Here is a 15,041-nt window from a genome sequence, read left to right as displayed (position 1 = left end):
TGCCAGGAAATTATCTGAAAGCGGGTTTAGTTGCCCAACGCAAGCAGCACGTCAAACTCCTCGGGTTTAAGCGGCATCACCGAAAGGCGCGATTGGCGCAGCAGTGCGATGTTCTCCAGGCGTTTGTCTTTTTTGATCTGTTCCAGGGTTACCGGCTCTTTAAAATCACGGTAGGGGATAAGGTCCACTACTACCCAATTGCCTTCTTTGGCAGTAGGGTCGGGGTAGGCGGCTTTGTCTACTTTGGCAATGCCCACAATGGCTTTTTCCGATACGCTGTGGTAAAACAAGACCAGGTCGCCGGGTTGCATTTGCTGCATGTTGTTACGCGCCTGATAATTGCGAACGCCATCCCACATGGTTTTTCCGTCTTTTACAAGGTCTCCCCAGGAGTATGTTTCTGGTTCCGATTTTACAAGCCAGTGTTGCATTGTTGTATTATGTATGTTTAGGTAAAGTATAAGCTACAGAACTACTGTTGAGCTACACAAAATAAAGATGAGCAGCCTGGTTTTAGCTGTTTTTAAAGTAAAGTATAACCTCTGCTACAATGCCGCTGATCAGCAGGCCACCCAGAAGTCCGAGGAAAAAGCCGCCATTGACATTATATGCAAGAAGCAGCGCAAAAGCGGTTAGCAACAGCGCAAGCATTATAAGTCGTGTGCTTCGTTTTAATTCCTTGTATTTGATCATACTTTTAATTCATTTACACCCTGCTAAAGCAAGGTAGTTGGAGGTAATTAGTTGCCTGCAGCGGGTTTTTTAACCTTAAGCACATTATCCTTCAGCGACACGATCTTTATAGTATAACTCTGCGCGGGTTTGCCATTACCCTCAAATCTTACCTGTATCTCCTCCTTGCCCTCGAAATACCAGTTCCCCAGATGCTCTTCCAGGCCATCGGTTGGGGCAATGTCGTATTGTTTTATCACGCCGCCTTCTTCCAGGGTAAAGCCGGTTCTGCCACGCGATGGCGGGAAGTCAAAAGTGTTGGGGCGGTAAACCGTTACATCGCCTTCATCTTCCTCATAAGAGTGCAGCCATGTTTTGCCTACCAGCTCAGACTCGACAGAATTTTTCTTGCAGGTGGTAGCCACCAGGGTAAGGCAGAGCAGGCATAACAGCGAGGCGTATTTTATCATCTTTTTAGTCGTTAACATTGCTAAGTTAGGTATTTCTGAACTTATATAGAAGCGAACGAATATAAAAGCATGCCTAGCGGGTTCGGGTGCTTTTTCTATCTTTGTAAGTATACGCGACAGAGCCTTGGAAAATAAAAAGATCATAAAGTTGTTTAAGCTTGCAGCCGAACTGATGGAGCTGCACGACGAGAATCCGTTCAAAGTCCGTTCTTACACAAATGCTGTTGGAGCCCTTGAACTTGTAGAAGACCCACTGGAAGGTATGGACCAAAGTCAGTTGGAAAGTATACAGGGAGTGGGCAAAGGCATTGCAGCCAAGATCATAGAGATCAATGCCACTGGCTCGTTTGAGGAGTTGGATCAGATGCTGGCAGCCACGCCTCCCGGGGTGGTGGAAATGCTACGCATTAAAGGCATTGGCCCTAAAAAAGTGCGCAACCTCTGGAAGGAACTAGGCACCGAAACCGTGGAAGAGTTGCTGGAGGCCTGCGAGCAGGACAAGGTAAGCAAGCTGAAGGGCTTTGGCGCCAAAACGCAGGATAATATAAAGCAGGCGCTGCTGTTTACCCAACAAAACCGTGGCAAGCTGTTGTATGCCGAGGCTGAGTCGGGTGCAGAAGAGCTGTTGCAATGTATAAAAAATGCATTTCCAGATGCACAGCTAAGTATGACCGGTGAGATGCGCCGCCGCCTGGAGATCATCACAAAGCTGCAGTTTATACTTGCCACAAATACACCTGTTGCCGCACACCAGGCACTTAATACTATTACCGAACTGGCAGAGGACGTAAGTGCCTCGGGGCCTTTTGTATGGCGCGGCACCTATACAGTAAATGGCCTGCCTGTAGAAATAAAGCTGGTGCCAGAAGAGCGGTTTGCCAACGAGTTGCTGCTTTGCTCATCAAGCCTGGAGCACCTGGCGCAGCCGTTTACCAGCACTACCAACCTGCTTACTGTAGTGCGGGAGCAAAATTATACTTCTGAGGCTGACATCTATAAATCGGCGGGCATGGGCTATGTGGAGCCAGAACTGCGCGAGGGTACTAATGAACTAGAGCTTGCCTTAGCGAATAAACTACCAAAGCTGCTGGAGCTGTCTGACCTGAAAGGCATCCTGCACAACCACAGCACTTACTCCGATGGTGCCCATACTTTGGAACTCATGGCTACTTACTGCCGCGATATGGGCTATCAGTATCTGGGTATATCAGATCATAGCAAAACGGCATCGTATGCCGGTGGTTTGCGTGAAGGCGATGTACTGCGTCAGCAAAAAGAGATTAATGAGCTGAACAAGAAGCTGGCGCCTTTTAAGATATTCAAAGGCATCGAGTCGGATATACTTGGAGATGGCTCGCTGGATTATGAAGAAGACATACTGAAGACCTTCGACTTTATAGTTGCCAGCATCCACAGCAGCCTGAACATGGATGAGAAAAAGGCCACCGCGCGCCTGATCACGGCCATCGAAAATCCATACACTACCATGCTAGGCCACCCAACCGGACGATTGTTGCTGCGCCGCGAAGGCTACCCGATTAACCATAAAATGGTGATCGATGCCTGTGCTGCTAACAATGTGATCATCGAGATTAACGCTAACCCGTGGCGCCTTGACCTGGACTGGAGACATGTGCACTATGCCCTGGAACGCGGGGTGATGCTAAGTATAAACCCGGATGCTCACCACACCAGCGGCTACGACGACATGAAGTATGGTGTGTTGGTTGGCCGTAAAGGTGGCCTTACGGCAGACATGACGTTTAACGCAAAACCGCTGGAGGAAGTAGAAAAGTATTTCAGGGAGCGTAAGGAAAAGATAAAGTAAAATTTGTACTGCTTCAAGTATTCTGCCTGGAGCACATATGAGGCAAGCTTTCAGCTTACGAAAGTATAGCTTCATACCTTAAATCTGCAAGCTGAAAGCTTGCCTCAAGCGTAGCCACAAGCTGAAAGCTTGCGGCATAGTTTTAAGTATAACATGCCAAAAATTCTCATACTTCGTTTTTCCTCCATCGGCGATATTGTGCTTACCACGCCTGTTATCCGCTGTATAAAAGAGCAGGTGCCAGGTGCGGAGGTACATTATTGCACCAAGAAAGCTTTCCAAAGTATACTTGCCCATAACCCATACGTGGACAAAGTGCATGTGCTCGGAGATAAGCTGAATGATCTGGTACAGGAGTTGAAGGCTGATAATTTCGATTATGTGGTAGACTTGCACAACAACCTTCGTACCCGCATCATAAAAACCAGGCTGGGCAAACCAGGTCGCAGCTTTGATAAGCTGAACTACGAAAAATGGCTGATGGTGAATTTTAAAATGAACCGTTTGCCCGATGTACATATTGTGCAGCGCTACCTGGATGCGGCGGTTTCCCTGGGCGTAAAGGATGATGGGAAGGGGCTTGACTACTTTATACCTGCACAGGATGAGGTGGACATCCATACTTTGCCAGCGGCTTTCCAAAATGGGTATGTGGCGTTTGCCATAGGCGCGCAGCACTACACCAAACGACTGCCTACCGAGCGGATCATGGAACTGTGCGAACGCCTGCAGCAACCGGTTATACTTTTAGGCGGAAAAGAAGATGCCGCCACAGGAGAAGAGATTGCTGCCCGCTTTGACAACCGATCAACGAACAACGAACAACGAACAACGATCTACAACGCATGTGGCAAGTATAACCTGAATGGCTCGGCCTCGCTGGTGCGGCAGGCAAGCAAGGTAGTTAGCCACGATACCGGCTTGATGCACATTGCGGCCGCTTTCCGGAAAGACATTATCAGTGTGTGGGGCAACACCATTCCGGAGTTCGGCATGTACCCCTTCCGGACAAAGTATAAAGTGCTGGAGGTAAATGGTCTCAGCTGTCGCCCTTGCTCAAAGATTGGCTACAAAAAGTGTCCAAAAGGACATTTTAAATGCATGCGCGATATTTCGTTTGCTGATCTGGAGATTTGATAAATCAGAGATTTGAAAATTTGAAAATGAGGAAATTTGTAGATGCCAAAGTATAACCTTACCTGGCAGGCAACCGATGCTGGTTTTGCTGAAGCCATACTTCTGGCAACCGGCGGAGAAGGAGGCGCCCCATTGCAGGAAGTACTGTTGATGGCTGATGCTGCAGATGGTACAGTTTATACTTTAAAAGAAGTAGAACAGGCACTGGAAAAGCTTGCCGCGTCAGGATTGGTGCAAATCCAGAAAAATAAGCTGGCACTTACTCCTTCTTTCATGCAAGCCTATGAAAGTATAGATACTGCAGAACAGGAAGCCATACTTGAATTGCTGCAGAATCATGTGCTCACCGAAGTAAGTATGGAGGAGGCCAGAGAAGTAATGAAAAAGTATAAACTGAAGAACTATTATCAGCAGTATTTAGAACAGTTTGGGTAAAGAATTTGGCACACACGCTCACAGGTCTGCTAGACGCTGTGAGGTCCTTTCTAAGCATCTCTTCTATACTTTCCGACAAACATATTGCCATGTAGCAAACCAGGAGACGCAAAATATTGCGTCTCTACAATCAAGGATAACGAGTTTGTTGTTGAGGTTGAGTTTACAGCTTCATTGTTTGCAGCTTGGGGCGCAACGTCACTTGTGAAATAAATTAACTCATGTAGAGACGCAATATTTTGCGTCTCCTGCTGGTTCACCACATCAAACCAAAAGTATAAAACCAAAACAGCCGCTGAAGTATAAATCCAGCGGCTGTTTTGCTTTTCATAAAGTGCCAATTAACACATTATCTCATTAAAAAATCAGCACATTAACCAATCTTCTCAAACCCTAAGTATGGGTGCAGCACCTTTGGCATGTTGATACCATCCGGTGTCTGGTTATTTTCCAGTATAGCCGCAACGATACGTGGCAGGGCAAGGGCACTGCCATTTAAAGTATGCAACAGCTGTGTTTTGCCTGATTCTGTTTTGTAACGAAGTTTCAGACGGTTGGCCTGGTATGTTTCAAAGTTAGAGGCAGAGCTTACTTCCAGCCAACGACCCTGGGCTGCAGAGTATACTTCCATGTCGTAGGTTAGGGCAGAGGTAAAGCCCATGTCGCCGCCACAAAGGCGCAGCACGCGGAAAGGCAGTTCCAGTTTCTGTAACAAGCCCTGTATGTAGCTGCTCATCTCTTCCAGTGCCGCATAAGATTTGTCAGGTGTAGTGATGTACACAATCTCTACCTTATCGAACTGATGCAAACGGTTCAGGCCACGCACATCAGCACCCCACGAACCAGCCTCGCGGCGGAAACATGGCGTATGGCCGGTATTCTTGATCGGTAACTGTTCTGTAGGCACAATTACATCGCGGTAGATATTTGTAATCGGTACCTCTGCCGTTGGGATCAGGTAATAGTTATCTTCCGTGGCATGATACATTTGGCCTTCTTTATCAGGTAATTGGCCGGTGCCAAAGCCGGATGCTTCATTTACCAGAATCGGCGGCTGAATTTCTTCATAGCCTGCCTTCATGGCCTCGTCTAAAAAGAAATTGATCAGGGCACGCTGCAATCGTGCTCCCTGCTTCTTGTATACAGGAAAGCCAGCGCCGGTAATCTTGTTACCCAACTCAAAATCAATAATATCATACTTCTGGATGAGCTCCCAATGCGGTTGTGCACCGTCATGCAACTGAGGAATATCTCCGTTTTGTAGAACTACTTCGTTGTCTTCTGCTGTTCTACCTACAGGTACACTTTCGTGCGGAAGATTTGGCAGTTTATATAGTGCCTGCTGAATCTCTTCTTCCAAAGCAGACTGCTGATCAGCAAGGGCCTTTGTTTTTTGCTTAAGCTCGGAAGTTTCAGATTTGTAGGCTTCTGCTTTTTCACGTTCGCCGTTCTTCATCAGCATGCCTATTTCCTTGGATAAGGAGTTGGCTTTGCTCTGAAGTTCGTCGTGCTCGTTCTGCACCTGGCGTCGGCGCTGATCAAGCTCCAGTAACGCGGCTACTTCCTCGGCCGCATTTTTGTAGTTTTTTTTGGTCAAGCCGGCAATAACCTGCTCGGTTTGCTCTCTTAAAACTGATAGCTGTAGCATAGTGGGTGTTATGTATACCTACAAAAATATACTTTTTTGACTAGTTTGAGGCATTTACGAAATCTTTTAGGCAAAAAATGAAACTTTTTTCATAAAATGCTCCGTAATATTTGTTAATTACGCGGCATTGCAATAACATTGCACTGCAATTTTTAAGAAGGCCCTATTCTGTGCCTCACAAACTCTTTCGCAACCTATTCTATTTCCTAGTTTTAAATTATAATCTCTCGCTGCGTTCGCCCATGCAAACCTAGCAAGTTAAATTAACTACCATACCACGTATTTATGTACAATATTGAAGAATTGAAAGATAGACTTCTTTCAGAACTCAAGGAAATTGCTGAAGATCTGGGTGTTAAAAATTTTAAAAAACTTTCCAAGCAAGATCTTATCTATAAAATCCTGGATCAGCAAGCCATTACCCCTCCCGAAAAAATAGCCAAAAAGTACAAATCTCCTGCCCGTACTTCAGAGCAAGCAGCCAACGAAGCTGAAGAAAACACAACAGTAGCTGTAGAAGAAGTGTCAGAAGCTGCCCCAGCCCACGCTGAGAGAAGAGCTGCACGCGAGCACAACAGCCGCCGTGACAATGCCCAAAATTTTGTGCAAGCCACAGCACCAGCAAAAGACCATGGTCCGCAGGACCAGCAGCGCGAACCGCGTGAGCGCATAAACCGCCGCGAGCACCGCAACGAAGGCCGTGAGCAGCGCAGCGACAACCGCAACGAGCAGCGCGAAAGCAGAGATAACCGCAGCGAACAGCGCGAGCACCGCAACGAAAACCGTGAGCAACGCGATAATCAGCGCCGACCACAGCAGCAACAGCAGCAGGTTAGCAGCAGCAACTTTAAAGAGTTTGACGGCATTATCATAAACGAAGGTGTGCTGGAGCTGATGCAGGATGGGTATGGTTTCCTTCGCTCTACACATTACAACTACCTGGCTTCTCCGGATGATATCTATGTGTCTCCGTCGCAGATCAAACTTTTTGGCCTGAAAACAGGTGATACGGTAAAAGGACAGATCCGTCCTCCGAAAGAAGGTGAAAAATATTTTGCCCTGCTTAAAGTAGAAACGGTAAACGGACGCACCACTGAGGAGATCCGTGACCGTATTCCTTTCCAGCACCTTACACCGCTTTTCCCCGAAGAGCGTTTAAAACTTACAACACGCCCAAGCCAGCTTTCTACACGTATCCTGGACCTTTTTGCACCTATCGGTAAAGGCCAGCGTGGTATGATCGTGGCACAGCCAAAAACAGGTAAAACCGTGTTGCTGAAAGAGATCGCCAACGCAATCTCTGAGAACCACCCGGAAGTATACCTGATGATCCTGTTGATTGACGAGCGTCCGGAAGAGGTGACCGACATGGCCCGCAGCGTAAAGGCAGAAGTAATCGCCTCTACCTTCGACGAGACTGCGGAGCGCCACGTGAAGGTATCCAGCATTGTATTGGACAAAGCCAAGCGTATGGTGGAGTGCGGGCACGATGTAGTTATACTTCTTGATTCTATCACGCGTCTGGCCCGTGCCTATAACACAGTAGTTCCGTCGTCTGGTAAGATCTTATCAGGTGGTGTGGATGCAAACGCGCTGCACAAGCCGAAGCGTTTCTTTGGTGCTGCCCGTAACGTAGAGAACGGCGGTTCTTTAACGATCATCGCTACTGCCCTGATCGATACTGGTTCTAAAATGGATGAGGTTATCTTCGAAGAATTCAAAGGTACTGGTAACATGGAGCTCCAGCTGGATCGTAAGCTTGCCAACAAGCGTATTTACCCGGCTATCGACGTTCCTGCTTCTGGTACTCGCCGTGAAGACCTGCTTATGGACAAAGACGAACTGAACCGTGTTTGGATCCTGCGCAAGTTTATGTCGGATATGAATTCAGTAGAGGCTATGGAATTCCTGAAAGACAGAATGAAAGGCACGAAGAGCAACGAAGAGTTCCTAATTTCGATGAATGGCTAAGTTTTAGCTTAAATCATAGTATAAAATCGCCTGCTGGGTTTAGTATCCGGCAGGCGATTTTTATTTATAGTGGGGTATACGGTATTTGTCTTTCTAACGCGTAGCGGTCAATCCTCAGTCCTACTTGCCTATCGTTTTATAGTTTGCTCTGGTGCGCTCAAGGCCGCGTGGCCTCGTTTCTCTGCATCGCCGCTGTGTTCCCTCCTGCGCTTGCGCGCTGCCCTCCGGGCACCGGATCTCACAAGGCGGCTCAACAGAGAAACTGGGATTGACACTTCTTAGCTATTGGCTTTTGCAACTTGCAAACAAATATAAATTGGTAATGGCTAGAAACTCCCCGCCTTGGATAAGGAAGGGATAAAGGGGTGGTTTGACCCGGTGTTGCGAAATTCCCCTCTTGAGAGGGGTGAGGGGTGTGTTAATTGTTCCCCTTAATTCTTCATTCTTAATTATTCATTCCTAATTCTAAAACCCTACCACCAAAAAACATAATCCGGTTTAAGCAGGAGATAAAAAGTATAAGTGGCCACAAAGCCATACACTAAATGTGCAACTATTAGTGTGAGTAGGTAAGTACGAAGGGGAATAATGGGAGGGTTTGGGTGCAGCATAAAAAAGAAGTACCACATAACCATGGCAACGATGCCGTGTGCCAGTCCAAAAAACAATCCCCAGGAGGCAGTAATAAGGCCTACGCCAGAATCCCACAGGGCCAGGTACACTACCGCGAAAAAGATACCGATAAGGTAATGTGCAATGTTACCCACCACTTTGGCATTTGTGCTATCGGAAAGGCTGCCGTCCGGGCCTGTTTGCCTTGTGATCATGGTACCAAGTATTTTGGCTACTTTCATCACACGGTGTGTCAGGAACGATAACAGGTACAGAAACGCAGTCATGGCGGCAGTGGCTGCCAAACCAGCGGGAATTGCATAGAGAAATTTCATAAGCCGGCAAGCTGTTTTTCCCTGTATACGAAATATTGTGTTTTGGTTATACTAGGTTCGCCACAAGTATCAAAATAAAGGCTAAACTGATGCATAAGGACGATAGCTTGTTCATCAGCATGGTATTCTTATAGTTGACCACACGCAGATCTTTAAAAGCACGCATGGTCCATCCTGTAAAGAAGTATAAAATAGGGGCTGTGCAGATCAGGAAGATGACAATATTCTGCAATTGCTGCTGGCTAAAGTATAACCATAAGAGAAGGGCTGTGCCCGATAATAAACTGAGCGCTGCAAATATATAAGTGCCTTTAATGCCCAGTAACAAACTCAGGGTTTTGTCGCCTCTACGGCTGTCTTCCCGGTGCTGGTAAATCTGTGTAAGCGGATAAGAGCCGCATAGAAAAAGCGTGCTTACCAGTGCAAACCAGATGTTTGGTTGCTGCAATACTACAGACAGCGGTGTGCCAACGCCTATCTGCACCATAAAAAATGTAAAGGCCCCCTGGAAAAGCGTAACAACCAAGGTGCTGATAACAGGAAGCTTTTTTAGCCTGATGCCCTCGTAACTATAAGCTTTTGAGATGAGAAGGTATAAGGCAACAAGGACAGCAAATAACGGGGATAGCCACAAGGCGAATCCAACAGACAAAATATCGAAAAGCGGTACAAGGTGCATTAACTCCCGCGTTACTTTTGGCGGACGCTCTAATCCGCCAATGCTTTCCTCGTCGCGGTCGTAGTAGGAGTTGTAGCCGTTGCTGGCTGGGTATACCAGTAAGTGCAGGATCAGGAACACAGCCACAGCGCGGCCCGCGTTTATACTTTCCAGAGTGCTTAAGGCAAACCAGAACACAGGCATCAGAAACACCGAGAAAGGTATCCGCATCAAAATAAATGCGCTCCTATAGCTGGTCATTTTAGTTATCCGTTGTTCGTTAATAGTTATTGGTTAATCGTTGTTAGTGTTTATTTATTCCTCGTTCATTCACTCACGCACTCATTCACTCATTCACTCATTGTCCGGATACCCGATCAGGTAGATAACGTGTTTGCCGGGGCCGCTGCCTGCCCTTCCGGCTTTCCAGGTATACTTTGGCCCGGTAAGCTTTTGGGTAAGGCTGAGGAGTTTTTTCGGGGGATATATGCGTAACAGCGATACGGTGCCGTCCCAGAGTATGCCCAAAGGTATAAGCGGAAGAATGTACGTAAAAAAAAGCCTACTGATCTTAAACGGCCTGATGAACGGCGTTACCAGCACGATAACGATCGGGAAGGTGATCCAGAGCAGAAGTAGCTCGGTCCAGCTTTTCTTGGCACCTTCAAATATCCCGATGGCAGCCCCTTTGTCCACGGCATCCTGCAAAATGTTTCGGGCAATGTGCGGCGGGAAGTGATGAAACGAGGAAAAGATAGTGCGTACGCCTTTCAGTTGGTCGGGTACGGCAAGGGCGTTAACAGGGTCGGGTATAAATGTAATTGCGCCTTTAGACTGGTTATAGAGATACTCGTAAGCGTCGAGGTTGGGGTAAAGATCGGTTAGGGTTACATGTACAGGCGTTTTCATGCGTTTGCTCAAAGCCTCGCGTATACCTGCAATTCCGCCTCCTGCCCCGGAGCAGAGGTCGGTTATATGTTGCTGTTTTGTTTTTAAGAGAAGTTCCTCTAAATAAGGGAGTGCGGCCTCATACGTAGCCAGTGTACTGATCATAAAGCGCAGGTAATCCTGCATGCCCTCACGTACCACATGCGGAAACCATTGCTGGTCTTCTAGCTCAAAAAGTTGGAGGCGGATGTTCAATGCCTTTTTTTATTTTAAAATACTGAACACCCGCCCTAAAAGTTGCCGGCAGAGGCTGGCGCTAAAGTATAAACCCTGCTGCTCCTGCCCCTATGCGCAGCCCATCGCCGGTATTGCTGAAAAGCTGCCAGTATTCCTCGTTTGCCGCTTCCGGCTCCGGAAGCACCGAAAGTATGGTCCCATCGGTAAAGTATAACATCAAAGTATAATCCTGTTGCTGCTCGATGCGCTCTACCACAAGGTTCGGGTTATCATTGATAAGCTCCATCAGGCGCTGGTCGCTCAGGCTGGATCCTGGCTTTTTCCAATCCCAGACAGGGGTAGGCAAGCCTGCTTCGCGCTTTCTGATGTACAGTTCGGTGTGCTTTATACTTTGTCCGTCTGGTAGCTGCACTTGCCAGGGACAATTCACGGCCAGTGTCATTTCCCCAACATCCAGCACAAGGCCCTGCGGCGTAGTATAATACGTGCTGCCGAAGTGGAAATATTGTACAGCCTCGTTGCGTGTGGTTTTGGTAAGCGCCAGCCCTATGGTCCTGTCTAATGCCTGCTGAAGTGTCTGCTCCATTGTTAAAAGAGGTTAAATGCTAAGGCAAAGATAACCAGCTACCTTAAAACAAACGCTGATTTACTTCATATGCCTGAAGTTTTATGATGTTTCCACAGTAGTTGTGCTTTACAAAGGGTATATTTGCAGGCGTTTTTTAACATCTGAAACGGAATTTTAAGAGGCTTGCCTCTGTTTGATAGCCATGCTGAAGGAGCAAATTGAAATAGAGAAACCGAAAGGGTCGATATACAAGGGAATTATCAGGTTTATCTGGAAAGGCTTCTTTCTGGGCTTTGCCTTTGTGGTATTGTACCTGCTAAGCGTAGAGCACAATCTGCTTTACTTGTTTGGCGCCTCTCCGAGCCTGGATAAACTGGAAAACCCGCGCTCAGACCAAGCCTCTGAACTTTATACTTCGGATGGGCAACTGATAGGTAAGTACTTTAAGGAAAACCGCAGCCCTGTGGCCTATACCAAAATGTCGCCGATGCTGATAAAGGCCCTGGTGGCAACGGAGGATGTGCGCTTTTACGAGCATGCAGGTATAGACCCGGCGGCAATAGCCTCAGCGGTATATGGTAGCGTTAAAGGCGATGCACGCGGAGCCAGCACCATTACACAGCAGCTTGCCAAGAACCTCTACAAAACCAGAACCAACGACTCGAAGGGCGTTTTGGGGCACGTTCCGGGGGTAAACCTGGTTATCTCCAAAACAAAGGAGTGGCTTACCGCCATCAAGCTGGAGCAGCGCTATACAAAAGACGAGATCCTGGCCATGTACCTGAACACTGTGGACTTTGGCTCTAACTCATTCGGCATCAAGGTAGCGTCCAAAACATTTTTTAACACCTCCCCGGATAGCCTTAAAATTGAGCAGGCGGCCACCCTTGTTGGTCTCTTGAAAGCCCCGACCTATTACAGCCCAAGGTTTAACCCTGAGAATGCACTGCGCCGCCGTAATGTGGTGCTGGCCCAGATGGCAAAGTATAACTACCTGCCGCAGGCAAAAGCCGATTCGCTTAGCCAGGTGCCGCTTGTGCTGGATTACAAAGTTGAAAACCATTACGATGGCCCGGCCACATACTTTAGAGGGGCTGTGGCAGAGTACCTGCAGGAGTGGTGCAAGCAAAACGGGTACGACCTGTATCGCGATGGCCTGAAAGTGTATACTACCATCGATTCGCGTATGCAGAAACATGCCGAGGAGGCTATGCAGGAGCACATGCGCAAACTGCAGCGCCGCTTCGACAGCCACTGGCAGGGCCGCAACCCATGGGTAGACGAGAACGACAAAGAGATTGCGGATTTTATCGAAACCACTATCAAGCGTACGGCCTATTACCAGCGCCTGAAGAAAAAGTATGGCAACGATGTGGCAGCCATTAACCGTGAATTGAACACTCCCCGCAAAATGATGGTGTTTACCTGGGATAACCCGGAGATGGAAAAGGAGGTTACAATGAGCCCACTGGACTCTCTGGCTTACTACAAACATTTCCTGCATGGCGGTATGATGACCATGGACCCGTTCTCAGGGCATATTAAAGCATGGGTAGGTGGCATTAACTTTAAATACTTTAAGTATGACCACGTGAAGCAGGCACGCCGCCAGCCGGGGTCTACATTTAAGCCGTTTGTGTATGTGGCTGCCATTGACAATGGCTACTCGCCATGTGATAAGATCGTTGACAAGCGCATCACGATAAACTATGTAGAGAACGGGGAGAAGAAGTCGTGGTCGCCTACAAACGCTGATTGGCAGTATACCGGTGCCCCTATGACACTGCGCCGCGCCATGGGTAAATCTGTGAACTCCGTAACGGCCCAGCTAACCGAAACGATAGGCTGGGAAACGGTGGTAAAGTATGCCAAGCGTTTAGGCATCAACAGTCCGTTACAATCGGTGCCTTCCATAGGTTTAGGCCCAAGCGACGTGTCTGTTTTTGAAATGGTAGGCGCTTACAGTACCTTCCCGAACCATGGGTTTCATACCAAGCCAATGTTCATTACCCGCATCGAAGACCGCAATGGCAACCTGATCCATCAGTTCATACCTAAGCAGAAGAAAGTATTAAGCGAAGAAACCGCATTCCTGATGATGCACATGCTGAAAGGCGGTATAGAAGAGCCAGGTGGTACATCGCAGGCGCTGTGGGAGTATGATCTCTGGAAAGGAAATGAGATAGGAGGAAAGACCGGAACCACCTCAAACCATTCAGATGGCTGGTTCATGGGCGTGACCAAGGATCTGGTGACCGGTGTGTGGGTAGGCGGCGAAGACAGAAGTATACACTTCAGAACATCGCAATTAGGGGAAGGCTCTAAAACAGCGCTTCCAGTATTTGGCCTTTACATGGAGCGCATCTATAAAGACCAGTCTTTAGGGTACACCATGGGCCGTTTTCCGGGGCCTACGGTAAATATCAGCAAGAAGTATAGCTGTACCACTGTGCTGCCTAAAACCACCGTTCCGGACTCTGCTGCCGTAGACTCGGTGCTTGAAATATTGAACCTTGGCGGAGATTTGTTTTAACCGGTAGGGCAAGTATAAAAACAGAGCCGGCCTGCTAAAGTATAGTAGGCCGGCTCTGTTTTTATGATATAGCTTTTTAGCTGTGCTTGTAAAACGACTCCAGGGCTTCTTCCAGGTAATTGTATTCGAAGGTAAAGCCGGTTTGCATCACTTTGTTTGCGCTCACTCGCTGGCTGGCCAGAACCACCTCGCTCATTTCACCCATCATCAGGTTAATAGCAAATGCAGGCACCTTTGGCAATATCAGAGGCTTGTGCATTACCTCGGCCAGCTCTTTGGTAAACACCTCATTGGTTACCGGGTGCGGCGCAACGGCATTGTATACACCCTCCATGTGTGTGTCTTCAATGGCCTTTATAAACAGGCGGCATACATCATCAATGTGCACCCACGACATGTATTGCTTTCCTGAGCCAAGCGGGGCACCGGCCATAAGCTTAACCGGCTTTGCGATCTGAGGAAGCGCGCCTCCCTTATCGCTGAGCACAATACCCAGCCTTAGGATAACTGTGCGCAGGTTCAGGTCGCGCATCTGCCATGCCGCGGCTTCCCAGGCTTTGCAAACCTCTGCCAGAAAATCATCTGCGTAAGTGCTTTCTTCGGATACTATTCTGTCGCCGGAGTCACCATAGATGCCTATTGCCGAAGCAGAAATGAAGCCTTTTACATGATGCTGGGTTTGGCCAAGGCACTTGTGCAGCAGGTTTATACTATCCACCCTGCTACGCAGTATCACCTTTTTACGCTCGTCGGTCCACTTCTCGTCTGCCAGGCTGGCACCGGCCAGGTTTATGATGTAATCGGCATAGGAGATGGCATTATCATCGATATAACCATTGCTGGTATCCCATTTAAAGGTTTTATAGCTGGATACCTTGTTCGGGTTTCGGCTCAGGTGTGCCACTTCATACCCCAGGTCTATCAGCATTTCGGAAAGGCGCATGCCCACCAACCCTGATCCACCTGTAATAAGTACTTTGCCTGGCATAGTTTTGATTTATTGATAAAATATAGAAATGATCCTATACGTAAGTAAACCGGTAATGTGT

The 15,041-nt window shown here is 47.8% G+C and carries 15 protein-coding genes; 5 read left to right on the top strand and 10 right to left on the bottom strand.

The genetic code is table 11. The annotated features are described in order from the left end of the window. Positions 1 to 26: 26 nt before the first annotated feature. From AC4BAP_RS04440 to AC4BAP_RS04430, 3 genes are all read right to left on the bottom strand, one after another. The gene (locus AC4BAP_RS04440) at positions 27 to 431 is read right to left on the bottom strand and encodes an EVE domain-containing protein (RefSeq protein WP_490581417.1); all 405 of its coding nucleotides are present in this window, start codon (positions 429 to 431) and stop codon (positions 27 to 29) included. 82 nt (positions 432 to 513) lie between these two features. Continuing rightward, a complete protein-coding gene (locus tag AC4BAP_RS04435; RefSeq protein ID WP_490581416.1) occupies positions 514 to 693 on the bottom strand; it encodes a hypothetical protein in 180 nt (59 codons plus the stop codon). Positions 694 to 740: 47 nt separating this feature from the next. Continuing rightward, entirely contained in the window at positions 741 to 1,160 is a 420-nt protein-coding gene (locus tag AC4BAP_RS04430) for a hypothetical protein (RefSeq protein ID WP_490581415.1), read from the bottom strand. Positions 1,161 to 1,266: 106 nt separating this feature from the next. Here AC4BAP_RS04430 and polX point away from each other — a divergent pair, with 106 nt between their 5' ends. The 3 genes from polX (at position 1,267) to AC4BAP_RS04415 (ending at position 4,542) form a co-directional block, all read left to right on the top strand. Next, a complete protein-coding gene (polX, locus tag AC4BAP_RS04425; protein ID WP_490581414.1) occupies positions 1,267 to 2,970 on the top strand; it encodes a DNA polymerase/3'-5' exonuclease PolX in 1,704 nt (567 codons plus the stop codon). A 153-nt stretch (positions 2,971 to 3,123) separates the two neighbouring features. After that, on the top strand, positions 3,124 to 4,107 hold the full coding sequence (locus tag AC4BAP_RS04420) for a glycosyltransferase family 9 protein (protein WP_490581413.1): 984 nt from the start codon (positions 3,124 to 3,126) through the stop codon (positions 4,105 to 4,107). A 42-nt stretch (positions 4,108 to 4,149) separates the two neighbouring features. Beyond that, positions 4,150 to 4,542, top strand: a complete 393-nt coding sequence (locus AC4BAP_RS04415) for a hypothetical protein (RefSeq protein WP_490581412.1) — start codon at positions 4,150 to 4,152, stop codon at positions 4,540 to 4,542. Between the two features lie 50 nt (positions 4,543 to 4,592). On the opposite strand, the gene AC4BAP_RS04410 is transcribed toward AC4BAP_RS04415, so the two are convergent. After that, the gene (locus AC4BAP_RS04410; protein WP_490581411.1) at positions 4,593 to 4,883 is read right to left on the bottom strand and encodes a hypothetical protein; all 291 of its coding nucleotides are present in this window, start codon (positions 4,881 to 4,883) and stop codon (positions 4,593 to 4,595) included. A gap of 32 nt (positions 4,884 to 4,915) precedes the next feature. After that, positions 4,916 to 6,190 (bottom strand): serine--tRNA ligase, encoded by a 1,275-nt coding sequence (gene serS / locus AC4BAP_RS04405; RefSeq protein WP_490581410.1) that lies wholly within the window; start codon positions 6,188 to 6,190, stop codon positions 4,916 to 4,918. A gap of 285 nt (positions 6,191 to 6,475) precedes the next feature. Here serS and rho point away from each other — a divergent pair, with 285 nt between their 5' ends. Continuing rightward, positions 6,476 to 8,161 (top strand): transcription termination factor Rho, encoded by a 1,686-nt coding sequence (rho, locus tag AC4BAP_RS04400; RefSeq protein ID WP_490581409.1) that lies wholly within the window; start codon positions 6,476 to 6,478, stop codon positions 8,159 to 8,161. Between the two features lie 473 nt (positions 8,162 to 8,634). Here the strand turns inward: rho and AC4BAP_RS04395 are convergent, their stop codons facing one another. The 4 genes from AC4BAP_RS04395 to AC4BAP_RS04380 form a co-directional block, all read right to left on the bottom strand. Next, complete coding sequence (locus AC4BAP_RS04395; protein WP_490581408.1) at positions 8,635 to 9,108, bottom strand: hypothetical protein; 474 nt, start codon at positions 9,106 to 9,108, stop codon at positions 8,635 to 8,637. A gap of 46 nt (positions 9,109 to 9,154) precedes the next feature. After that, positions 9,155 to 10,027 (bottom strand): UbiA family prenyltransferase, encoded by an 873-nt coding sequence (locus tag AC4BAP_RS04390; RefSeq protein ID WP_490581407.1) that lies wholly within the window; start codon positions 10,025 to 10,027, stop codon positions 9,155 to 9,157. 93 nt (positions 10,028 to 10,120) lie between these two features. Next, positions 10,121 to 10,909: a class I SAM-dependent methyltransferase gene (locus tag AC4BAP_RS04385; protein ID WP_490581406.1), complete on the bottom strand. Its 789-nt coding sequence runs from the start codon at positions 10,907 to 10,909 to the stop codon at positions 10,121 to 10,123. 61 nt (positions 10,910 to 10,970) lie between these two features. Beyond that, the gene (locus AC4BAP_RS04380; protein ID WP_490581405.1) at positions 10,971 to 11,477 is read right to left on the bottom strand and encodes a hypothetical protein; all 507 of its coding nucleotides are present in this window, start codon (positions 11,475 to 11,477) and stop codon (positions 10,971 to 10,973) included. Between the two features lie 184 nt (positions 11,478 to 11,661). Here AC4BAP_RS04380 and AC4BAP_RS04375 point away from each other — a divergent pair, with 184 nt between their 5' ends. Then, the gene (locus AC4BAP_RS04375) at positions 11,662 to 13,992 is read left to right on the top strand and encodes a penicillin-binding protein 1A (protein ID WP_490581404.1); all 2,331 of its coding nucleotides are present in this window, start codon (positions 11,662 to 11,664) and stop codon (positions 13,990 to 13,992) included. 76 nt (positions 13,993 to 14,068) lie between these two features. Here AC4BAP_RS04375 and AC4BAP_RS04370 read toward each other — a convergent pair whose 3' ends face one another. Beyond that, positions 14,069 to 14,980 carry a TIGR01777 family oxidoreductase gene (locus tag AC4BAP_RS04370; RefSeq protein WP_490581403.1) on the bottom strand — a complete coding sequence of 304 codons (912 nt, stop codon included), beginning with the start codon at positions 14,978 to 14,980 and terminating at the stop codon, positions 14,069 to 14,071. Between the last annotated feature and the right edge of the window lie 61 nt (positions 14,981 to 15,041).

Source organism: Pontibacter sp. GD7 (assembly GCF_058216375.1).
Note: the sequence above shows the minus strand (reverse complement) of the source record. Positions and strands in the feature narration are given on the sequence as shown.

What these genes read in the sequence shown, in the direction of transcription:
- serS (WP_490581410.1), bottom strand. Translation starts at nt 6,190, where the DNA reads ATGCTACAGCTATCAGTTTTAAGAGAGCAAACCGAGCAGGTTATTGCC.
- AC4BAP_RS04370 (WP_490581403.1), bottom strand. Translation starts at nt 14,980, where the DNA reads ATGCCAGGCAAAGTACTTATTACAGGTGGATCAGGGTTGGTGGGCATG.
- AC4BAP_RS04415 (WP_490581412.1), top strand. Translation starts at nt 4,150, where the DNA reads ATGCCAAAGTATAACCTTACCTGGCAGGCAACCGATGCTGGTTTTGCT.
- AC4BAP_RS04420 (WP_490581413.1), top strand. Translation starts at nt 3,124, where the DNA reads ATGCCAAAAATTCTCATACTTCGTTTTTCCTCCATCGGCGATATTGTG.
- AC4BAP_RS04390 (WP_490581407.1), bottom strand. Translation starts at nt 10,027, where the DNA reads ATGACCAGCTATAGGAGCGCATTTATTTTGATGCGGATACCTTTCTCG.
- AC4BAP_RS04440 (WP_490581417.1), bottom strand. Translation starts at nt 431, where the DNA reads ATGCAACACTGGCTTGTAAAATCGGAACCAGAAACATACTCCTGGGGA.
- rho (WP_490581409.1), top strand. Translation starts at nt 6,476, where the DNA reads ATGTACAATATTGAAGAATTGAAAGATAGACTTCTTTCAGAACTCAAG.
- AC4BAP_RS04430 (WP_490581415.1), bottom strand. Translation starts at nt 1,160, where the DNA reads ATGTTAACGACTAAAAAGATGATAAAATACGCCTCGCTGTTATGCCTG.
- AC4BAP_RS04435 (WP_490581416.1), bottom strand. Translation starts at nt 693, where the DNA reads ATGATCAAATACAAGGAATTAAAACGAAGCACACGACTTATAATGCTT.
- AC4BAP_RS04380 (WP_490581405.1), bottom strand. Translation starts at nt 11,477, where the DNA reads ATGGAGCAGACACTTCAGCAGGCATTAGACAGGACCATAGGGCTGGCG.
- AC4BAP_RS04395 (WP_490581408.1), bottom strand. Translation starts at nt 9,108, where the DNA reads ATGAAATTTCTCTATGCAATTCCCGCTGGTTTGGCAGCCACTGCCGCC.
- AC4BAP_RS04375 (WP_490581404.1), top strand. Translation starts at nt 11,662, where the DNA reads ATGCTGAAGGAGCAAATTGAAATAGAGAAACCGAAAGGGTCGATATAC.